This window comes from Algoriphagus sp. (assembly GCF_013373065.1).
Lineage (GTDB): Bacteria > Bacteroidota > Bacteroidia > Cytophagales > Cyclobacteriaceae > Algoriphagus.
The window spans coordinates 56700-79022 of the sequence record NZ_JABXIN010000004.1 but is presented as its reverse complement, the minus strand read 5'-3'; the positions used below and the strand labels follow the sequence as shown (position 1 = coordinate 79022).

At 41.6% G+C, this 22323-nt stretch carries 20 protein-coding genes; 10 read left to right on the top strand and 10 right to left on the bottom strand.

All coding sequences use genetic code 11. The features are described 5' to 3' along the window. Positions 1-29 precede the first annotated feature (29 nt). The 3 genes from rimP to infB all read left to right on the top strand — a co-directional run bounded on the left by rimP (position 30) and on the right by infB (position 4574). Complete coding sequence (rimP, locus tag HWE15_RS04295) at positions 30-503, top strand: ribosome maturation factor RimP (protein ID WP_290506272.1); 474 nt, start codon at positions 30-32, stop codon at positions 501-503. 5 nt (positions 504-508) lie between these two features. Beyond that, positions 509-1753: a transcription termination factor NusA gene (gene nusA / locus HWE15_RS04290; protein ID WP_290506271.1), complete on the top strand. Its 1245-nt coding sequence runs from the start codon at positions 509-511 to the stop codon at positions 1751-1753. A gap of 61 nt (positions 1754-1814) precedes the next feature. Then, positions 1815-4574: a translation initiation factor IF-2 gene (gene infB / locus HWE15_RS04285; RefSeq protein WP_290506270.1), complete on the top strand. Its 2760-nt coding sequence runs from the start codon at positions 1815-1817 to the stop codon at positions 4572-4574. A 255-nt stretch (positions 4575-4829) separates the two neighbouring features. Here the strand turns inward: infB and HWE15_RS04280 are convergent, their stop codons facing one another. Then, the gene (locus HWE15_RS04280; RefSeq protein WP_290506269.1) at positions 4830-6461 is read right to left on the bottom strand and encodes a carbon starvation protein A; all 1632 of its coding nucleotides are present in this window, start codon (positions 6459-6461) and stop codon (positions 4830-4832) included. 204 nt (positions 6462-6665) lie between these two features. On the opposite strand from HWE15_RS04280, the gene accD reads away from it, so the two are divergent. The 7 genes from accD to HWE15_RS04245 all read left to right on the top strand — a co-directional run bounded on the left by accD (position 6666) and on the right by HWE15_RS04245 (position 13507). Beyond that, on the top strand, positions 6666-7508 hold the full coding sequence (gene accD / locus HWE15_RS04275) for an acetyl-CoA carboxylase, carboxyltransferase subunit beta (RefSeq protein ID WP_290506268.1): 843 nt from the start codon (positions 6666-6668) through the stop codon (positions 7506-7508). 139 nt (positions 7509-7647) lie between these two features. Continuing rightward, positions 7648-8949 carry an NADH:ubiquinone reductase (Na(+)-transporting) subunit F gene (gene nqrF / locus HWE15_RS04270; protein WP_290506267.1) on the top strand — a complete coding sequence of 434 codons (1302 nt, stop codon included), beginning with the start codon at positions 7648-7650 and terminating at the stop codon, positions 8947-8949. A gap of 126 nt (positions 8950-9075) precedes the next feature. Continuing rightward, positions 9076-10230: a formimidoylglutamase gene (locus HWE15_RS04265; protein WP_290506266.1), complete on the top strand. Its 1155-nt coding sequence runs from the start codon at positions 9076-9078 to the stop codon at positions 10228-10230. Next, on the top strand, positions 10230-10457 hold the full coding sequence (locus HWE15_RS04260) for a cytochrome b5 domain-containing protein (RefSeq protein ID WP_290506265.1): 228 nt from the start codon (positions 10230-10232) through the stop codon (positions 10455-10457). The genes HWE15_RS04265 and HWE15_RS04260 overlap by 1 nt, the downstream gene beginning before the upstream one ends. A gap of 1 nt (position 10458) precedes the next feature. Beyond that, positions 10459-11301, top strand: coding sequence for an N-acetylglucosamine kinase (locus HWE15_RS04255; RefSeq protein ID WP_290506264.1), 843 nt, complete (start codon positions 10459-10461; stop codon positions 11299-11301). 78 nt (positions 11302-11379) lie between these two features. Continuing rightward, positions 11380-12192 (top strand): N-acetylmuramic acid 6-phosphate etherase, encoded by an 813-nt coding sequence (gene murQ, locus HWE15_RS04250; protein ID WP_290506263.1) that lies wholly within the window; start codon positions 11380-11382, stop codon positions 12190-12192. Positions 12193-12301: 109 nt separating this feature from the next. Continuing rightward, positions 12302-13507 carry a pseudouridine synthase gene (locus HWE15_RS04245; RefSeq protein WP_290506262.1) on the top strand — a complete coding sequence of 402 codons (1206 nt, stop codon included), beginning with the start codon at positions 12302-12304 and terminating at the stop codon, positions 13505-13507. Between the two features lie 69 nt (positions 13508-13576). Here the strand turns inward: HWE15_RS04245 and trxA are convergent, their stop codons facing one another. From trxA to chrA, 9 genes are all read right to left on the bottom strand, one after another. Beyond that, positions 13577-13882, bottom strand: coding sequence for a thioredoxin (gene trxA / locus HWE15_RS04240; RefSeq protein WP_290506261.1), 306 nt, complete (start codon positions 13880-13882; stop codon positions 13577-13579). Positions 13883-13945: 63 nt separating this feature from the next. Then, positions 13946-14491, bottom strand: coding sequence for an OmpH family outer membrane protein (locus HWE15_RS04235; protein WP_290506260.1), 546 nt, complete (start codon positions 14489-14491; stop codon positions 13946-13948). A gap of 11 nt (positions 14492-14502) precedes the next feature. After that, on the bottom strand, positions 14503-15033 hold the full coding sequence (locus tag HWE15_RS04230) for an OmpH family outer membrane protein (protein WP_290506259.1): 531 nt from the start codon (positions 15031-15033) through the stop codon (positions 14503-14505). Positions 15034-15122: 89 nt separating this feature from the next. Next, positions 15123-17819: a POTRA domain-containing protein gene (locus HWE15_RS04225; RefSeq protein WP_290506258.1), complete on the bottom strand. Its 2697-nt coding sequence runs from the start codon at positions 17817-17819 to the stop codon at positions 15123-15125. A gap of 6 nt (positions 17820-17825) precedes the next feature. Then, on the bottom strand, positions 17826-18563 hold the full coding sequence (locus HWE15_RS04220) for an isoprenyl transferase (protein ID WP_290506257.1): 738 nt from the start codon (positions 18561-18563) through the stop codon (positions 17826-17828). 82 nt (positions 18564-18645) lie between these two features. Next, positions 18646-19395: a DUF6089 family protein gene (locus HWE15_RS04215; RefSeq protein ID WP_290506256.1), complete on the bottom strand. Its 750-nt coding sequence runs from the start codon at positions 19393-19395 to the stop codon at positions 18646-18648. A 102-nt stretch (positions 19396-19497) separates the two neighbouring features. Next, positions 19498-20373 carry an NAD kinase gene (locus HWE15_RS04210; protein ID WP_290506255.1) on the bottom strand — a complete coding sequence of 292 codons (876 nt, stop codon included), beginning with the start codon at positions 20371-20373 and terminating at the stop codon, positions 19498-19500. Positions 20374-20376: 3 nt separating this feature from the next. Next, complete coding sequence (locus HWE15_RS04205) at positions 20377-21042, bottom strand: CBS domain-containing protein (RefSeq protein ID WP_290506254.1); 666 nt, start codon at positions 21040-21042, stop codon at positions 20377-20379. 81 nt (positions 21043-21123) lie between these two features. Further along, positions 21124-22320 carry a chromate efflux transporter gene (chrA, locus tag HWE15_RS04200; RefSeq protein WP_290506253.1) on the bottom strand — a complete coding sequence of 399 codons (1197 nt, stop codon included), beginning with the start codon at positions 22318-22320 and terminating at the stop codon, positions 21124-21126. Between the last annotated feature and the right edge of the window lie 3 nt (positions 22321-22323).

Below are 22323 nucleotides of genomic sequence, written 5' to 3'. Positions count from 1 at the left end.
ACATGTCCCCTCTTTCATTATCGATTCTTATGGAGGATTTAAAAAGAAAATTGACAGAGCTAGTTGAGCGGAATCTCCCCGACGAGGAGCATTTTCTGGTAGATCTTCAATTGACCCCCAAAAAGGATCAATTAAACTTGAATATTTTGATCGATGCAGATCAGGGCTTGACTATCGATTCCTGTGCCAAGGTAAGTCGATTGGTTTCCCAGGAAATCGAGGCTTTGGATTTGATCGATTCCGCTTACCGAATTGAGGTTTCCTCTCCAGGTGTGGATTTTCCGCTGTCAAGCCTCCGACAGTATCGAAAAAATGTTGGGAGGGAGTTAAAGGTGCTGACCACAGACGGAAAAGAGCAAAAGGGGAAGTTGCTAGAAGCGAATGAGGATGGCATTTTGCTTGCTGTCAAAGTAAAAGAAAAAGGGAAGAAGGCAGTGGAACAAGAACTGCCAATTGCCTATGGTGATATAAAAAAATCAGTTGTACAAGTGTCTTTTAAATAAATCAAATGGATGCCAAAGTTTTAATCGAATCCTTCGCGGAATTTGCGAGATCTAAAAATGTGGATCGCCCTACGATGATCCGTATTCTTGAGGATGTGTTCAGAGCCATGATCCGGAAAAAATTTGAAACGGATGAAAACTTTGACGTAACCATCAATGCTGATAAGGGGGATTTGGAGATTTTCCGGATTCGGGAGATTGTAGATGACAACTCAGAAGATATTTGGGATTTTGATAAAATCAGCTTTTCCGAAGCTCGAAAAATCGAACCGGATTTTGAAATCGGAGAAGAGGTTTATGAAAAAATTGAACTTGAAGAATTTGGAAGAAGAGCTGTACAGATGGCTCGTCAGACTTTGATCCAAAAGATTAAAGATTTAGAGAAAGATATCCTGTTCAACAAGTATGAAGAACTCGTAGGGGAAATAGTCACTGCGGAAGTCTATCAGATTTTGAGCAGGGAGGTGTTGTTGATTGATGGTGAAGGCAACGAATTGATTTTACCTAAAGGAGAGCAAATTCCTAAAGATAGATTTAGAAAAGGGGACACCGTGAAGGCGATTGTGCATAAGGTGGACATGATGAACGGGAACCCTAAGATCATTTTATCCAGAACTTCCCCGGTCTTTTTGGAAAGACTCTTTGAAAATGAAGTTCCTGAAGTATATGATGGATTGATTACCATTGTGAAAATCGTGAGAGAGCCAGGAGAGCGAGCTAAGGTAGCAGTGGAATCCTATGATGATCGAATTGATCCTGTAGGAGCTTGCGTAGGGATGAAAGGATCTCGAATTCATGCGATTGTGCGTGAATTGCAGAACGAAAATATTGATGTGATCAATTATACAGAAAACTTGGAGCTGTATGTATCCAGAGCTTTGAGTCCTGCTAAAGTTTCTTCAATTTCTGTAAACGAGGAGACCAAGCGAATTTCTGTGTTTTTGAAGCCAGACCAAGTGTCCCTTGCTATTGGAAAGGGTGGTTACAATATCAAATTGGCCAGCAAATTGGTAGGATATGAAATTGACGTCTTCAGAGAACTTAATGAGAATGAAGAAGAAGATGTGGATTTGGTTGAATTTGCAGATGAAATTGATGCTTGGATCATCGATGAATTGAAAAAGACTGGTTTGGATACAGCTAAATCGGTATTGGCATTGACCAAAGAAGATTTGGTACGTCGTACGGAATTGGAAGAAGAAACTATTGAGGAAATCTTCCGAATCCTACGTCAAGAGTTTGAACAATAAAAGACTGAAAGTCTACCTATTACCCAATATTTAAAATAGATTTCGAAAGCGGTTTTTGCGTATGTCAGAAGAAAAAATGATGAGATTAGGCGCTTTAGCTAGGAAGCTCAATGTGGGTACTGCTACCCTTGTTGAGACATTGGCAAAAAAGGGCCATGAGGTGCAGGATAATCCCAATTCCAAAATCAGCATGGAGCAAGTGGAGTTGCTGAATAAGGAATTTAGATCCTCAGCTCAAGAAAAAGAGGAAGCTTCACATTTATCCATTGGGAAGCGTCACGAGACAGTTACGCTCGAACCAGAACCTCAACCGGAACCTGCTCCCGCTCCAGCTCCAGCACCTGCTCCAAAAGAAGAGCCAACTCCACCTGCGCCTCCGGTTCAAGAGCAACCAAAAGTAGAACAGCCTGCACCGAAAGAAGTAGAATCTGAAAAAGTATCTACAGATGCTCCAAAATTAGAGGGCATCAAGGTATTGGGTAAGATTGATCTCCCTCCTAAAGGGGAGCCCAAAAAACATAGAAAAGATCAGCGCTTTGAGAAGAAGTCTGAGGCTAAACAAGCTCCAGCGGCTCCTAAAGAACAGGAAAAGCCAAAGGCTGCCGAAAAACCGGTCCAAAAGCCAACTCCACCTGCTTCTGAAAAACCAGTTGAAAAAGCTCCGAAGCAACCTGAGCCGAAAGAGGAAGTAATTGCAGCGAAAGCTGATAACCTCAAGGGCTTGACAGTTTTGGGTAAAATCGAATTGCCTGCCGAGAAAAAGAAGAAGGGTGGCCCAGTCGCTTCATCGGATGAACGTGCTCGTGATAAAAAGCGACCTCGAAAGCGTATTGACAAAGGCAATAAGAATAGAGGCCAAGGTCAACAAGGCCAAGGAGATGGTCAGAAGGGTGGCAGAAAGGGACAGCCTACCAGAAACCAAAAGGTAGAGCCTACCCAAAAGGAAATCCAAGACCAAATCAAACAAACCCTTGCTAGACTTCAGGGTGGAAAATCCGGGGGTAAGAAAAGTCGACGTGATAAAAAAGCTGAACGGGAGAAGGATACTTCCGAAATGGCACAGGAAGGAAGCAAGATCTTAAAGGTTACCGAATTTATTTCGGCGAATGATTTGGCATCACTTCTTGATGTTTCAGTGAATGAAATTATTTCCACCTGTATGTCTTTGGGAATGTTTGTTTCCATCAACCAACGTCTCGATGCGGAAGCAATAACCATTATCGCAGACGAATTTGGATACGAAGTGGAATTCACCAAGGATATTGAAGAGGAAATCGTAGAAGAGGAGGAGGATAAGCCAGAAGATATGGTGGAACGAGCGCCTATCGTTACCATCATGGGTCACGTTGACCATGGTAAAACATCCCTTTTGGACTACATCAGACGATCAAAAGTTACAGCAGCTGAAGCGGGTGGGATTACCCAGCACATTGGTGCATACGATGTGCGTACCAAGGATGGACACAAGATTGCCTTCTTGGATACGCCGGGTCACGAAGCCTTTACCGCGATGCGTGCACGGGGTGCCAAAATTACGGACGTGGCAATTATTGTGATTGCTGCCGATGATAGCATCATGCCTCAAACAAAAGAAGCGATCAACCACGCACAGGTTGCAGGTGTTCCGATGATCTTTGCGATCAATAAAGTGGATAAGCCAAATGCAAATCCTAATAAGATCAAGGAGGAATTGGCGAATATGAACCTCTTGGTAGAAGAATGGGGTGGTAAATACCAGTCTCAAGATATTTCTGCGAAGACTGGTCAAGGTGTAGATGAGCTATTGGAAAAAGTCCTTTTGGAAGCTGAAATTCTTGAATTGAAAGCCAATCCAAATAAGAATGCTGTAGGTACCGTAATCGAAGCTTCTTTGGATAAAGGACGAGGATACGTTGCAACTGTGATGATCCAAGCCGGAACCTTGCATGTTGGGGATGTAATGGTAGCAGGCTCTCACTACGGGCGTGTGAAGGCCATGTTTGATCATACTGGTAAAAAACTGAAAGAGGCAGGACCTTCTACTCCAATACAGATATTAGGATTAAGTGGAGCACCTCAAGCCGGTGATTCCTTGAAGGTTTATGATAATGAGCGAGAAGCTCGTGAAATTGCCAATTCCAGAGAGCAAATTCAACGAGAGCAAAGTCTTCGTACCAAGAAGCATATTACTTTGGATGAAATCGGAAGACGATTGGCGATCGGGAACTTCAAAGAACTTAACATCATCATCAAGGGTGATGTGGATGGTTCTGTGGAAGCTCTCTCTGATTCCTTGCTGAAACTTTCTACAGATGAGGTAAAGGTGAGTATCATTCACAAAGGTGTAGGCCAGATTTCAGAATCCGATGTATTGCTTGCCTCTGCATCTGACGCGATTATTTTAGGATTCCAGGTTCGACCTTCTGCTAATGCAAAAAGACTTGCCGAGCAAGAAGAGATTGAAATCCGTCACTACTCCATCATCTATGATGCGATCAATCAAATCAAGGATGCGATCGAAGGGATGTTGGAGCCGGAATTCGAAGAAGTTATCACCGGAAATATCCAAGTTCGGGAAGTCTTCAAAATTTCCAAAGTGGGAACAGTCGCTGGTTCTTATGTGACCGATGGATACATTACCAGAAAGAACAAAATCCGTGTTATCCGTGATGGTATCGTAATCCATGATGGAGAAATCGATCAATTGAAGCGATTCAAGGATGATGTAGCGGAAGTGAAAGCTGGATACGAATGTGGTATTTCCATCAAAAACTTCAACAACATCCAAGTGGATGATACGATTGAAGGATATGAAATGCGAGAAATAAAGCGCAAGCTTTAATCAACATAAATTCAATTGAAAAGGAGTGGGGAGACCTGCTCCTTTTTTTCGTTAATCAAAATGCTGTTTGCACTTCAATTTTTATTCAAGGCGCTTTCTATTCTGAGTTTGCTATGCCTTTTATTGGGATTGATTCGTCCGGTATGGGTGCTTTGGTTTTTGGATCGGATGAATAGGTTGAAAGTCATCCAAGTTTATGGACTCTCTTTTCTTTTATTCAGTTTACTTTTTGCTATTCTAAGGATGATTTAATCCTTATGCCTTTGCAGGTTCTTTGACCTTACTTTTAATACTTTTTGTAGCTAATATCATCAGTGATATCGCCAATACAAATAGTAAGGCAGCCATAATGGAAAGCACATACACTTGATCTTGGAAGTTTTTCCAAGCAAATAATCCCAAAGAGGCTAATGTTACGGTAAACATGAAAAACATGGGGATGGTGACAAAAAGAGCATTTTTCTTTTTATGAATCATCCAGACGGCAATGGTCAACAAAGCCAGTGCTGCAAGTAGCTGATTGGCCGACCCAAAGATGGGCCACAACACAGCGAATTCTCCTGAAGCCAAAAGAAGAGCTGAGAAAATCACTACCAATCCCGTTGAAATAAATCGGTTTTGAGAAAGCGTTTTTCCAGCAGGGGTTTGGACATCTTCAAAATATTCTTGAACCGTGAACCGCGCCAATCTCGTGCAGGTATCCAATGTAGTTAGGGCGAAGGCAGAAACGGTTAAAGCAACAAAACTCACTGCAAAGGCTTCTGAAATTCCTAATGTGGAAATCATTCCTCCCAAACCCGTAGAAAAAAGGGCGACAGGACCTTCCTCACCTAATCGGCTTAGATATTCGCCTTTTTCTAAAATGACCACCGCCCCAACAGACAAGATTGCGAGAAAGGACTCGATCAACATCCCTCCAAAACCCACGATTTTGGCATCGCTCTCTTTATCCAATTGCTTCGAAGTGGTTCCTGATGCTACTAAGGAATGAAAGCCACTGATCGCACCACAGGCAATGGTGACAAATAAAACCGGAAAAATATAACCTAGATTTTCAGTAGCAAGTGTGATTTCATTACTCATCTTGATACTAGGATTTGCAAAAAACACTCCTAAGATGGCTGCTATCATCATCCCGTACAGCAAAAAGCTATTTAAGTAATCCCTAGGCTGAAGCAGAAGACTGACAGGCGTGACGGATGCCACAAAGGCATAAGCTAGTAGCAGGAAAACCCAAGCTTTATAATCCAATGCAAAGGGGATCAACATCCCTAAGTAAACTGAAAAATACATCAGTACCACTCCAATGACTGAGATGATAAGAAATGTTTTTTTTCGATTTCCAATAAGCCGATTCACAAAACCAAAAGCTACCGCAAGCAAAATGAATAAGAAGGATGCTGAAGCTACACTTGGGTTGGAGATAAATGTCTTTGCGATAATGTCTGCAAAAACCCCAATAACTAGAATCAAGGTTGAGAAGCTAAAAATCACGAAAAGCTGTTTCCCTTGGAGTCCAATTTGATTCCGGATAATTACACCGATGGATTTTCCTTCTGTACGGAGCGAAGCGGCCATGCTTCCCAAATCATGCACGGCTCCAAAAAATATTCCCCCAACCAAAATCCAAATAACGGCAGGAATCCACCCAAATGTTACAGCAATGATGGGGCCCACAATCGGTCCTGCTCCTGCAATAGAGGCAAAGTGATGACCTAAAACTACGATGGGTTTGCTAGGTTCATAATCCACACCATCCCGAAGCGTATGCGCTGGAGATGGATTTTTATCATTTAACCCAAACTTCCGATATACGAAGTTTCCATAAAATCGGTACGCCAGAATCAGGATGATTGCCGAAAAGACAAGAATAATAGTGTAGCTCATGGGCTAGGTGATTTTGGGTCTTGGCGAAGGCTGCCAGAATGCCTGAAATTAAGAAAATATTTAGGATTTTGTCGGCAAAAACCTCTGGATTAGAGGCTGGATTGAATTACATAAAGAGTCTTCACTAAATAAGTTCTGTTTTCATTTCATGGATTTAAGGTCTAAATTTGTTTCTTTAACTTTTCTAACCTAGAAAAAACGAATATGGCGTGGTTTAAACGAACGGATAAAGGGATTAAAACCTCAACCGCTGAGAAAAAGGATGCTCCTGATGGGCTTTGGTTTAAAACCCCAAAAGGAAATATCATTCATACGCGGGAGCTTAAGAATAATTCCTATGTGTGCCCCGATGATGATTATCACGTAAAAATCGGTTCTGCCGAATATTTTGAAATCCTTTTTGATGATAACAAATTCACCGAATTGGACGCGAATATGACGTCAGGGGATCCCCTGAAATTTACCGACACCAAACCATATCCTGTCCGAATCAAAAGCAGTATTGAAAAAACTCAATTAAAAGACGCTGTTCGAACCGCTCATGGGAAAATGAATGGATTGAACATTGTCATTGCTTGTATGGACTTTAATTTCATCGGTGGATCCATGGGTTCTGTAGTGGGAGAAAAAATTGCCCGGGCTATAGATTATTCCCTCAAGCATAAAATTCCCTTCCTCATGATTTCCAAATCGGGTGGTGCTCGAATGATGGAAGCAGGCTTTTCCCTAATGCAAATGGCAAAAACCTCTTCTAAATTGGCCTTATTGGATCAGGCAGGGATTCCTTACATCTCGCTATTAACCGACCCAACGACTGGGGGAGTGACCGCCTCCTACGCCATGTTAGGAGATTTTAATATTGCAGAGCCGGGTGCTTTGATTGGTTTTGCAGGGCCTCGTGTAATTCGTGAAACGATCGGTAAAGATCTGCCCAAAGGTTTCCAAAGTTCTGAGTTTGTATTAGAACACGGGTTTTTGGATTTCATTGTCGATAGACGGCAGTTGAAAAACAGACTGAGCACTTTGCTAAACCTCTTGAACAATTAATCAGTTATAAGCTTATAAAAAAGTAGGTCCGCTCTTCAAATTTACGGGTTGGGTTGACCGCTTTTGATGATTAATAAATATATTTGTGCGCCTGTAAAAAAGGCATTTAAATCCATACGAATAGAAAAACCAAAATTTCATGGGTTCAGTAATTATCACGTCAATTGTAGCATTTACCCTGATCATCCTGTTGCTGGTTTTTATTCTCCTCTTTGCACAGTCCAAACTGGTCAATTCCGGAGATGTGAAAATCGTCATCAATGGAGATGAAAGTAGTCCAATTGTCACATCTGCGGGCACGAGCTTACTTTCAACACTGGGTAATCAAAAGATTTTTCTCCCCTCAGCTTGTGGTGGTGGAGGTACTTGCGCGATGTGCAAGTGCGTAGTTGAAGAAGGAGGCGGTGAAGTCCTTCCTACAGAAGTTGGCCACTTGAGCCGAGCCGAGCAGCAGGGAAATGTGCGATTGGCTTGTCAGGTTAAAGTGAAGCAGGACATGAAGATTCGTGTCCCTGAGGAGATTTTCGGAATTAAGAAATGGGAGTGTGAGGTTATCTCCAACTACAACGTTTCGACCTTTATCAAAGAATTCAAGGTGAAACTTCCTGAAGGAGAAACGCTCGACTTCGAATCTGGAGGATATATTCAAATTGATGTACCACCAATTACCGTGAACTTCAAAGATATAGATATCACTCCACATCCAGAATTGGGACACCCCGGGGATGTGTACAAAAGTGATTGGGATAAATTCGGTTTGTGGGATTTGGTTATGAAAAATGACGAAGAGCTTTTCCGAGCATATTCGATGGCTAACCACCCAGCTGAAGGTAACATTATTATGTTGACCATCCGTATTGCTACTCCACCTTGGGATAGAGCAAATAACAAGTGGATGGATGTCAATCCAGGGGTTTGTTCTTCTTATGTCTTCTCTAGAAAGCCAGGGGACAAAGTGACTATCTCCGGTCCTTATGGTGAGTTCCATATCAACCCTACCCAGCGTGAAATGATCTACATTGGTGGTGGTGCGGGTATGGCTCCATTGAGATCACATATCTTCCATTTGTTCCATACTGAGAAAACAAACCGAAAGGTTTCCTACTGGTACGGTGGACGTTCTAAGAAGGAATTGTTCTACGTGCCTCACTTCAGAGAAATTGAAAAAGACTTCCCGAACTTTAAGTTCTTCATTGGTCTTTCAGAACCACTTCCTGAAGATAATTGGAAGATCAAGGAATCTCTGGATGGTGAAGGAGATGGCTATGTAGGATTTATTCATCAGGTATTGTATGATAACTATCTGAAAAATCATCCTGAGCCAGATGAGATTGAATATTACCTTTGCGGTCCTCCTTTGATGAATGCGGCCGTTCTTAAGATGCTCGAAGATCTTGGAATTCCGGATGAAAATATCCGATTCGATGACTTCGGAGGATAAAATACCAAGTCTGCTTCTGATGAGGCAGACTTTTTTTATTCTCATTAAGTGAAGTTTAGACCTTTTCAGGTTACTCCTTTAGGAGGATGCTTCTTTTTGATTATTTTTAAATTCTAACACACCCGTATGAGTATTCAGTCTTTTTTTGAACCTGTTGCCGAATTTCTTTGGCAAAAAAAATATCCAGACAATTCCTTCTTCAAGCAGATCCATTGGTATGGAGAAGAGTTCCCTGACCTGAAGGGAATTCAGATTGCATTGGTTGGTCTTAAGGAAACGAGAGGTGTTCAACATGCTAAAAGTGCCGAAAGAGGAGCTTCCGAAATTCGTGAAAAACTTTATTCTCTGAAGCGGGGGATCGGCCCTTACAGGGTTGCTGATTTGGGTGATTTACTTCCGGGAAAAACCCTTCAAGAAACCTATGAGCGAATCCAAAAAGTGGGGGATTTCTTGATGAAGAAGCAAATTCTTCCCATTTATTTTGGAGGAACACATGACTTGGATTTCGGGCAATATCTGTCCTATGAGAAAATGAAAAAATTGGTCAGTCTTCTGACGGTAGACGCCAAATTTGACATGGAGGAAGAGGGTACTATGGCGGAGAAGCATACCCAGGAAATCATTCTTCACCAACCTAATTTTTTGTTTACTTATGCGCATTTAGCTTACCAAAGTTATTTGGTCGATCCTTCGCTGATCAATGTGATCGAGAAACTTTATTTTGATCATATGCGATTGGGATTGGTTCGTAAAGAGTTTAAAGAAATAGAACCTGTGGTACGGAATGCGGACTTGGTAAGTTTTGATCTTTCTGCGATTCAATCTTCAGATGCTCCGGGTGTTTTGGAGGCTAACCCTTTTGGTTTGACTGCAGAAGAAGCCTGTCAAATTTCATGGTTTGCAGGCATGAATGAAAAGCTGAGCTCCTTTGGATTATACGGATATGAACCTTACTACGATGATGCCCAAAACAAAACGGCTATGGTAGCAGCTGTGATGATTTGGTACTTTATAGAAGGGTTTTATTCTCGTAAAGACAGTTTATCTTTTAAAAGTAGCGACTACATCAAGTATACCGTTTCCTTGGACACCAAGCCAAATACCTTGGTTTTTTACAAAAGTAAGCGAAGTGGAAAGTGGTGGATGGAGATTCCCCATGGAGACAATGATCATTTTGAAAGGGGGAGTTCCACAGTTCCTTGTAGCTATTCAGATTACCAAACTGCTCAAAAAGGAGAAATTCCGGAACGCTGGGTTAATGCTCAGATCAAATTGCTTTAATGAAAACCTACACCCGACAGCAACTTGCTCTTCGGAATGGTCAAGACAAGCCTGAAGTTTGGATTGCATTTGAGGGGATTATCTATGATGTGAGCGAGTCCAGATTGTGGAAAGGCGGAAAGCATTACGAGCACTGGGCTGGACAAGACCTTACGGATGAATTGAAGGATGCGCCGCATACACAGAAAGTTTTCGAGCGCTTCAAACCTATTGGAACCTTGATTTGAAATGATATTAATAGCAGATAGTGGGTCAAGTAAGACAGACTGGAGAGTAATCCATGCTGATGGTCGGATTTCCCAATTTCGAGGGGTAGGATTTAATCCTTATTACCAGACGGTTGAGGAAATGATCGTAGGTATGACCCAAGAATTTTTGTTGAATTTGAAAGATGAAATTGAGCAGATTTTCTTTTATGGCGCAGGTTGTTCTACTCCGGACCGTAAATCGGATGTCACCAAGGCTCTAAAATCTATTTTTCCTACTGCATTGATCGAAGTGGATCATGACCTATCTGCTGCTGCGAAAGCAACCTGTGGCCATCAGGCAGGGATTGCCTGTATACTTGGAACTGGGTCAAATAGCTGTGACTTTGATGGAGAAAAAATAATCGATAATCGGCCTGCACCCGGCTATATTCTAGGCGATGAAGGTGGAGGAGGCTACATTGGCCGGAAACTCCTTCAAGATTTCATTTATGATGACCTGCCTCAGGAAATCCGTGAAATCTTTCAAAGTCGTTTTCAGTTAACACAAGCAATCATTCAAGACCATGTATATCGGCAGCCGTTTCCCAATCGTTATATGGCCAGCTTTTGCCGTTTTATAACTGAGCACTCAAATTATCCCTATTGTTATCGACTGTATTACGATTCCTTCATGGAGTTTTTCAATCGCCATGTTTGTCGATATAAGGATTATAAAAATAAACCAGTGAACTTTGTAGGATCGATTGCCTATTACAATAGCACGATTCTTCGAAAAGCTGCTCAAGATAAAGGGATTCAGGTTAAATTAATTTTGGAAAACCCGATTGCCGGTCTTACACTATACCATCAAGAAATGCTTTGAGCGTGAGCTTATTGCAAAATCCCTTCAAAGGTGAAGTTTGCAAAGTAGTTGGTCGGAAGCGATAATTAATACGATAAAATGAAAGTAACAGAAAGTAGCTCGCTATATGACAATTTGGAGCATATGTCCATTGAAGATTTGCTTCAAAACATCAATCGAGAAGATCATAAAGTTCCTGAGGCGGTCAAACTTGTGATCCCTGAGATTACAGATTTGATCGAAAAGCTCGTCCCTAGAATGAAAGAGGGCGGCCGACTTTTTTACATTGGAGCGGGTACATCGGGAAGATTGGGGATTTTGGATGCTTCAGAATGTCCGCCAACCTATGGAGTTCCTGACGATTGGGTGATTGGCTTAATTGCGGGGGGTGATTCTGCTATCCGGAAAGCTGTTGAGAATGCCGAAGATGATTCAAATCAAGCATGGAAAGATATTCAGGAATATGGGTTTAATGAGTTAGATACTGTCATTGGGATTGCTGCTTCTGGAACAACACCTTATGTAATAGGTGGTGTAAAAGCTGCCAGAGAAAAGGGTTTGCTTACAGCTTGTATTACCTGTAATCCAAATTCGCCCTTGAGTAAGGAAGTTGCTCATCCCATTGAAGTTGTTGTAGGTCCTGAGTTTGTCACTGGGAGCACCCGGATGAAGGCTGGAACTGCTCAAAAGCTGGTTTTGAATATGATTTCGACAACCACCATGATCAAGCTGGGAAGAGTAAAAGGCAATAAAATGGTGGATATGCAACTTTCCAATGCCAAGTTGGTGGAACGCGGTACAAGAATGATTATGGAGGCTACCGGGTTGGATTTTCAAACAGCAAATGAGTTGCTACTGAAAGAGGGCTCGGTAAGGAAAGCTACTCAAGCCTTTTACCAAGGAAAGAAATAAATCATATCAAGTGTATTTCATAAAAAGCCCGTATCTTTGCAGGCTATTTAAGCAATTGAGATTCAATCGCTTATTTTAATTTAAAATCCAGCAGTGATGCTGCATACTTATGAGAAAAAATAATTCAAGAAAGCCGTTTTTTAGTCAAGATAAGCAAGCTAAAAAAGGAGAAGATTCGAACGAATCGAAAGGGTTTGAGTCCAAGAAAAAATCTTTTGGATCCTTTGACAAAAAGGGAAAAGATACCCGAGGAAAATTTGAAAAGGAGGAAGGAAAAGCACCTTTTAAAAAACGTTTTGAAGAAGGAGAAAGACCAAAGTTTGAAAAGGGCGCAAAAAGATCAGAAAAGCGTTTCTTTGGTGAGGGGGAAAAAGAGTTTGAAAAAAATCAATCCAAAGATTTCAAATCATCCAAGCGCGTCTATCTCGGAAGAGGTAAAGATCAAAAGCCCATTTATGGGGAAAGAACAGCTGATTTTTCTGAGAAAAAATCCGTAAAAAGGGGATTTGGTAAAAACAGACCTTCCAGAATTCAAAACAGTGAAGTAGTCAGACCTGAATATGAGTTTGATAACCTCCCCAAAGGGAAAAAGAAGAATTCGGGAGACGACTTGATTCGGTTGAATAAATACATCGCCAATTCCGGAATTTGTTCCCGACGGGAAGCCGATGAGTTAATTGCCCAAGGTTTGGTTTCTGTTAATGGTCAGGTGGTGACGGAATTAGGAATGAAAGTCCAACGAAATGACCGGGTTGTTTACAACGGAAAGCGAATTAATCCCGAGAAACCGGTTTACATTTTACTTAACAAGCCGAAGGATTTCATCACCACCACAGAAGACCCTATGGAGCGAAAAACGGTGATGAAGTTGGTAGAAAATGCCTGTGAAGAACGGATTTTCCCAGTTGGAAGACTGGATAGAAATACAACAGGACTGCTACTATTTACCAATGATGGAGAATTAGCGGCCAAACTATCTCATCCCTCGAATGAGATTAAGAAGATTTACCAAGTGACTTTGGATAAGCCCCTGACAAAAAATGATGAAGAAGCAATTCGGGAAGGATTGACCTTGGAGGATGGTCCTGCAGCTGTCGATGATTTGCAAGTGCTTTCTTTGGATCGGAAGATATTAGGACTTGAAATCCATATTGGAAGAAACCGAATTGTTCGAAGGATATTTGCCCATTTAGGATATGATGTGGTTGCTTTGGATCGGGTATTGTATGCCGGTCTGGATAAAAAGGATCTAAAAAGAGGGAACTATCGATTCCTTACAGAAAAAGAAGTGATGCGATTGAAATTCTTCTCCTGAACAAAAAAGCTCCTTTTTACAGGAGCTTTTTTTATGAATTGGGTCTTGTTTTTATGATAGTAAAAAACCTTAGCAAAACCCCTTGAGTGCTTGTATCAACTCTTTTTTGGTCATGATTCCTCCTTTCCTCCAAAGGATTTTCCCTCTTTTGAAAAGCATATAATGGGGAATGGATCGGATCCCAAATTGTTGGCTTAGTTGGGGGTGTTGATCGACATTAAGTTTGAGTAATTTAATTTTTCCGCCCAATTCATCAAGGGCTGCTTCCAATACGGGATTCATCGTCTGACAGGGACCACACCAGTTGGCATAAAAATCTACCAGTAAAGTCTCAGGACTTTTTTGAATTAGTTCTTTTGGGTTTTTCTTGGCCATATCTCAAATAAAAAAGCCGACCCTTGAAAAACAAGAGTCGGCTTCAATTAAGTTTCAATTTTCTTAGTTTCCAGCTGGAGGAGTTGGCAATTGAAGTCCCAACTTAGCCAAAACCAATTCAGTGAACTTGTCTTCTTCTTTGGTATAAAGCAAAATAGGAGCTTGGCCAGCAGTTTCTGCAAACACGTGTGTGTAATTATTTTCAGCAGCTACTGCGTTGATTGCATTGATTACTTTCGTCTGTACCGGCTCAAGCAATTCTTGCAATTTTCGCTGATAAGAAATCTGAGCATCTTGCTCATATTGCTGAAGATCTTGTTGCAATTTGGTCAATTCAGCCTCTTTTGCAGCACGGGCATCATCAGTCATGGTAGGAGCAGCCTGCTGATAAGACTGAACCTGACGCTGGAAATCTGCAGCTTTAGTCTGAATATTAGTCTGAAGCTGAGTTTGATAGTCCTGAAGGTCAGCACCGATTTGCTCCATTTCTGGCATCAAATCCATGATAAACTCCACATTGGTATACCCAATTTTCAATTCTTGCGCCTGAGCGACAAATCCTACGCAGAACAAAGCGATCGCAGAAAGGATAACTTTTACTTTCATCATTTGTGTTTTAATTAATTGTTTTCTTCAATTCCAAGTTCGTCCAGGACAAATTCTGAGTAATCATGTCGTGGATCTGTATAAATAATTCCCGAAGGTACGGAAGCTTTATCAAATAATACAGCCAAGTTGTTTTTTCGGGAAACCCGCTCGATGGCATCGTATATTTTCGATTGCAAAGGCTGCAGAAGTTCGGCCTGTTTTTGGAAATACTGACCATTGATTCCGAATATTCGGCTGTTGAATTCCTGAGCAAATTTTTCTTTTTGCCGGATTTCATTGAATCGTTTTTGATACATTTCTTCGGTCAGGAGGACTTCTTCCGCCTTTAGCTGCACATACATTTCTTTTATCTCAGCGTCCAAATCCTGTGCCTCTTTCTTCCACAAGTTGCTTAGCTTTTCGAGCTCTTGTTGTACGATTTTATAGTCAGGATGTTTATTCAGAATGTATTCCGAATCTATGTATCCGAATTTTTGAGCCATTAACTGGCTGGAAACCAGTGTAAAAGCAAATAATAAAGTGATATGCAGGAATTTTTTCATAATTCGGTCAGTTTCTGGAGACATTGGATTAACGAATCAAAGACTCCTAAAATTTTGACATAAATTAACCATTACACTGCATATTTCTATTATCTGAACTGCTGTCCAATTGTGAAGTGGAACTGTGGTCCGCTTCTTCTGGACTGTCCAGGGATTGCATCGAAACCATATCCCCAGTCAACACCTAACAAACCGAAAGCTGGCATGAAGATTCTAGCACCAAATCCAGCTGATTTTTTCAAATCGTATGGATTGAATTCTTTATAGGATCCCCAGTTGTTTCCAGCTTCAGCAAATCCAAGAACGAAAATGGTAGCAGAAGGATTTGGAGAAACCAAGAATCTCAATTCCATTACATATTTATTGTAGACAATACCACCGTATGGATCAGGGTTTTCAGTTCCTCGGGTATCTCTACCTGGAGTAATAGATTGGTTTTCGTAACCTCTCAAACCGATGATTTCTTGCCCAAGAGCAAAGTTGTTGAAGGTCATACCGTCACCACCCATTACAAAGCGTTCCAATGGAATAATTCCAATTCGGTCTCCGTAGGAGCCTAAGAATCCCATGTGTGCCCGTGCACTTGCTACGAGTTTGGTTGATCCAAACAATGGAGTATAGATACTGGCATCAAACATCCATTTATGATATTCCAACCACTTGTATTTTTCCTCATCCGGAGACTCCGCATCGATATTCTTATTCAATGAAGTATAAGGAGGTGTCAAAGCTGTAGACAGCATAATGTTGGATCCGAATCTAGGATAGATCGGGTTGTCTACGTTGTTTCGAGCAATGGTATTGTTAAATGTGATACTATTGGAACGACCTGTTGGGTAGCTAAGTCCAAAGGATGTTCCGAATCGATCGAATTCATAAACTTGGAATTGAAGTGAATTCGAAATGCTAAAATAGTCATCAGGCCAGGTAACCCTTCGAGCCAATCCAATGGTTGCACCTGTGATTTTGAAGAATCCAAGTTCATTCCCAAAATTGGCGGAATTGAAGAAATCTACTTGTCGCTGTACAGAGTGGTTAAAGCTGAGGCTAAGTGCATTCGGCTTTTTTCCACCAAACCAAGGCTCGGTCAAGGAAACAGAATAGTTCTGGAAGGTTCGTCCATTCGCCTGAACACGCAATGAAAGTTTTTGGCCATCTCCCACTGGAAGCGGATCCCACTTATCAAAATTGCCAATGTTTTTGATCGAGAAGTTGTTGAAAACCAACCCGACTGTACCTACAAAGCCGTAGAATCCACCCCAACCTCCGGAAAGTTCGATTTGATCATTCGGCCGTTCTTCCAGTTCAAAGGTAATATCAACAGTAGCGGCTTCGAAATTAGGACGTAGGTCTGGATTGATTTTTTCAGGGTCGAAATATCCCAACTGAGAAAGTTCTCGGATCGTCCGTACCAACAAGGCCCGATTAAATTTCTGTCCTGGAAGGATACGGATTTCCCGCATTACTACGTGGTCTGAGGTTCGCTCATTCCCTTTGATGTTCACAGAATTTACAGTCACCTGTGGTCCTTCGAAGATTCGCATTTCGAGATCAATGGAATCACCTACAACGTTGACTTCGATAGGTTGAATATTGAAAAATAAGTACCCGTCATCCTGATAGAGGGAGCTGACATCGTCTCCCTTTTGAGGATCATAATTTAGACGTTTATCCAGTCGTTCTTTATCGTAGACATCCCCTTTCTGAATACCCAATTTGGCTCTTAGGACTTCATCTGGATGGATAAAGTTTCCGGTAAACTCGATATTTCTGTAATAATATTTCCTTCCTTCTTCGAGCTCTAAATCAATGTTGATTTCATCCTTTCCAAAGGCGTAAACGGAATCAGCTATAATTTTTGCATCACGGAACCCTTTGGTTTGGTAGAAGTTAATGACATTCTCTTTGTCATTTCGATACTCCTTAGGAATGTATTTCGATCCAGCAAAGAAATTCAACTTGAAATTTTTGTTGATATAGGTTTTTACATCTTCTCTGGAAGCTGAGTCAGTATACCGGATGCTATTGGCAATATCAGATGCCGAGGCGGCTGTCATTCTGGAGTAGACATCGCGAAATACACTTACACGAGCATGCTCTTTTGTCTTTTTCAATTTCCCCTTCACTTTGGAATCAGGAATTTCCTCATTTCCAAATACCCGGATTTCATTGATTTTAACCTTGCTTTTTGGATCTACATCGAATCGAAGAAGCACACTATTGGGTAAGGTGGTATCTCGAACTTGACTTACCCTTACATCGGTATTCAAGAAGCCTTTATCTACAAAATATTTCTGAATATTGCGCTCGGCGGTGTTCAATACATCTTCCCGGACCACTCGCCCTCGGATGTTGACCTTATCTCGAAGTTCACTCTCCTGCGTTTTATTAATCCCGGTAAATTCCACTCGGGAGAATCGCGGTCGTTCTGTCAATTCAAGAAGCAGGTAAATATCTTCACCTTCAATTTTGGTAACCAAAATTTTCACATCACCGATGATCCCTTGGTTCCAAAGTCTTTTCAAAGCATCGGAGATTACGTCTCCAGGAACCTCAATTCGGTCATCTACCTTGATGCCCGATAAGGAAATAATTGCATTTTCATCTAAGGTAGAAAGTCCCACCGCCTTGATTTCTGCAACTCTAAAAGTCTGGGGCTTGGAATAATTTAATTCCAAAATATTTACCGGTTTGGCTGTAGCATAACGGGATTGTCCCAGTCGAATCTGCGACATTGCCGTACTTGCCCAAATCAGACAAAACAGAATCAGTAAACTTCTTCTCATCAAAACTTAAGATTTAATCTGCTCCCCGGTTTTACCAAATCTTCGCTCTCGTTTCTGATAGTCAAGAATGGCTGCGACCAGGTGTTCTCTTCTGAAATCCGGCCATAACACGGGCGTAAAATGAAGTTCCGTGTAGGCCAATTGCCATAGCAGAAAATTGCTTATTCGATACTCCCCACTGGTCCGAATCATCAATTCCGGATCCGGAATGCCGGCAGTTTCTAAATGGTCGGCTACCAACTGTTGATTGATATCTTCCACTTTCAATTTTCCTTCAGAGATTTTTTGAGCAATGCGTTTGGTCGCTTGGGTAATTTCCCACTGTCCGCTGTAGCTTAAAGCGAGGATAACCGTCAATCCATCGTTTTGACAGGTTATTTTTTTTGCCTCCATCAGTTTATCGTAGGCGGTTGGAGGAAGACTGTCCAGATCCCCGATGCTTTCCAAACGGATATTGTTTTTCATCATCATTGGGACTTCATCGGTAATCGTTTTTACCAATAGCTCCATCAATCCATTGATTTCCTCTTGAGGGCGAGACCAGTTTTCCGTTGAAAAAGAAAAGAGGGTTAGGTATTTAACACCTAAATTTTCAGCACCTTCAATGGCATCTTTTACTGCTTGGATGGCATTACGGTGACCAAAGATCCGCATGGCGCCTTTTTTTCTGGCCCAGCGGCCGTTGCCGTCCATGATGATTGCAATATGTTTTGGGATTCGATCTAGGTCTAAAACTTCCTTCATTACTTCCGGTCCGGGTGCCTATGATTTTGGAGGTACAAAAATGCTATTTCTTTTCCAATTATTTAGCCTAAGGATCAAATAATTAATAGGCGTAGCATTTTGTGCTCTGTATCGTGTAACTCAGACTGACCCCTAAAAAATAGTACCAGTCCTTATCATAGGGGTTACCAAAGTTAATCCCAAAGGGAATATCTGGATTGGCAGGATCTTCAAATCGGGGTATGGGAGGTGAGCTTCCATCGATTTTATCGATGTAATCGGTAAAGGTCGCCCGAACTCCCGCTTCAACTATCAAGGTCCAGCGATCGTTCATTCTATATTTTATTCCACCACCAAAAGGGATCACTACAGAACCTAGGTTGTAGCGTTCAGATTGATTGTAAGCAAAGGTATTTCCCTTCATAAAGAAATGGGAATACCCAATGCCGAAGAAGGCATAGGGAGACCAGAAGAATTCGGAATCATTTCTCAAATAGTCGAGGAAATTGAATTCCATAACCGCAGAACCTTCAAGAACTCCACCTCTAAAGCGGGCATCTCTTCGTTCTGCAGGTAAATCCAGAGGTCGAACACTGTCCGTAGCCCGAAGCGTACCAGCAGTGATTCCTACCCGAAGTGACCAAACATTGTCAAAATTTCTCTTGCCAAACAACGTGCCGTGAAGACCTAAATGGTCCAGGTCAATTTTTCTCAAGATATCCCCCGTATAAGCGGTGGTACCCAAACCCCCTCCGATTTCATATTTCTGAGCTAGCGCTTGGGTGGTTCCCAAAAGTCCTAGCAACCAAAATAAAATCAGGAAGGAAGAAATCTGAAAATTTACCTTTTTCAAGACGATGCAAGTTATGAAGTACCTAACGTTTAAAAAACGTCGCTTGGTATCTGACGGGTTAATCTTTGTTAAGCAATTTTTCAATTAAAATCAGCTGGAAGATCAGTTTCGCATATCAAATCCCCAGTTCAATTTATGCCTTAAGGTATCAAAAAAATCGTAATTAGGCAGCTTGACGAGTTTAGCGAAAAACTTTTCCTTTTTGATTTTAAATTTCATTTCCGAAGAAACAGAGGTAGAACGAGAATCAAGTGAAATCAAAAATCGTTCTGCTCTTCCCTCAATTTCAAAGCTGATTTCGCTGTCATCCGAGACAATGATTGGGCGAACATTTAAATTATGAGGACTTACAGGTGTAATTACAAAGTTTTTGGCCGTTGGAGATATCAAGGGGCCGCCACAACTCAAAGAATAGCCCGTTGAACCGGTAGGGGTGGCCACAATTAAGCCATCCGCCCAATAGCTATTCAAATAGCGTCCATCGATATAGGTATGAACCGTGATCATTGAAGATGTATCCCGCTTGTGAATAGTGAATTCATTCAAACCGAAATTTAAACCCTCAAACAACCTTCTTTTGGTCTTAAGAGAAACCAAACTACGGTTTTCTATCTGGAAATTTTCAGTGGCTAAATGCTCCACTGCCTCCTCGATTTTGTCAGTAGAAACGGTAGCCAAAAATCCCAGCCGCCCTGTATTCAGACCAAGAATTGGCGTTTCAAAGGAGCCTACTTGACAAACAGAATCCAATAACGTACCATCTCCTCCAATCGAAATCAGAAAGTCCATCGCTTCCATTTCTTTTGGATTTTCCAAGACTTGAAATTTCAAGCCAGTCTTTCCATGCATGCGGAGATTTCTGTCAAATTGCTGAGTGACAAAAATTTCGAAGCCATGATTTTCCAATGATTTAAAGAGGGCCCGGACATCTTTTAAGAATTCATGCTTTAAGGTCAGGCCATGCAGCGCGATTTTCATACGCTAAATATCTAAAAATCTCAGCAAGTTACCGATTCGGTCTTCCTCACTGCTTATTTTTTGTTCTTCCTGATAATGATCCAAAATCTTATAGCCAAATCGTTCAAGCGTAGCTTTAATATACCGCAATTCAGGTTTATCCAGCTTGAGCGTTAATTTGATTTTGTTTTCATCCAGAGGATCACTGCTGATAAAGGAACTCAAGATTTTGGTGTTTTCGGATTCGGCTAATCGCGCAATTTCTGCCAAACTGTAATCCGTCATATTCATGGATAGCACCAAAACCGAACCTTGGGACTGAATAGAAAGGCTGTCCGCAATTGCGGCAATAGCATCTTCCATAGTGACTACCCCCAGATAGGCCATTTCCCGGTCCAAAACTGCTACAATATTTGAATCCTGCTCTGAGCTTACCCGGAGAACATCATAGATATGCTGATCGGAGTAAACCCAACATGCTGATTTTTCTAAAGTAATTTCTTCAACAATTGCTTCTGGATTGTTCAAATCAAAAATGGTTTCTTCACTTAGAAAGCCCAGAAACTGCCCCTTATCAACTACAGGTAAAAAGTTGGTACGAATTTCCTGCATCCAGCTCAAAGCCATCTTTGACTGATCGTTCAGCTTAAGAGGAGGGATGAGATTATTGATGAATTCGTAGGCCTGCATGAATGAAAGATAGGAAATGATTCGAAATGTTAAAACGTCTCTGAGCTTAATCTTGTTTCCTAGACCGAAGTCTTGAGTTGATTAAAACAGCAAATTCGAAATAATTCCTAGCAAAATTCCGCCCAAAATGATCCAAGGAGAAGAGATTTTAGTGAATTGTAAGAGGGAATAGGCACCAAGGATCATGAAAATGTTTATAAAGTTGGCTTCTAAAGGCTCGAAAAGCAAATAGGCAGCAGCGATGAGCATTCCACAGGAAACTGCATTGATTCCTTCCAAAGCCGCTCGAATCGGCCGATATACTTTCAATTGATCCCAAAATCGGATCACAAAGAAAATCAAGAAAATCCCGGGAAGAAAAATACCTGCTGCAGCGATTAGTCCACCTGAAAGGAACCCCAGAAGTCCATATTCCCGCATGGAAAGCGCCCCTACAAAGGATGAAATACTAAAGGTGGGGCCGGGAATTCCCTGGGAAATGGCATACCCCGTCAAGAATTCCTCCGAGGATAGGAAGTTTTTGAAATCCACAAACTCGGTGTAGAGGTAAGGAACAAGTACTTGACCTCCTCCGAAAATCAGACTTCCATTTCGATAGAAATTCTCAAAAAGAATCACGGGTTGGTATTTGGTCAAGGCTCCAAGAATCGCTGCAAATACCAAAACCCCTCCCCAGAGGTAGAAATTAGCCCATTGAATTCGAAGAGGAGCATCTTGCTCCATTTTGGGTTGTTTTTTATACTTGATGGAGGTACTTAAACCACCGATAATCAACAGAACAGGAAAGACAAAGGGGGAGCTGTAGAAAAATGCAATAAAGGTCGAAATCAGCACCAAGACCATCGCCTCAGTGGTTTGAACCATTTTGCTGATTGTTTTTTGGGCGGCGAATATGATAAATCCAATCGCCATGGGCTGGATAAATCGAGCGAAATTGAGGGCTCCGGGTGTGTTTTCCTGTAAAAAATAAATCAAAGCAGCTGCGGCTGTCATGATTAAAGTGGCGGGAATGATCCAAACGAGCAAAGCCAAATAGGCTAAATTGGGGCCACCTACGCGAAATCCAATCGCTGAAACTAATTGAGTGGAAGAGGGTCCCGGTAGCATATTGCAAAGGGCATTTAGCTCCCAGAGTTCATCTTCCGTAATATAGGCTCGGTCCTTGACCATTCGCTCCAGGAGCATGGCCAAAAATGCCTGAGGTCCACCAAAAGCAGTAAGAGAAAGGGCCAGAATGTCCTTCAGAAACAAGTAATATCTGACCCTTTTTACTGACATCTC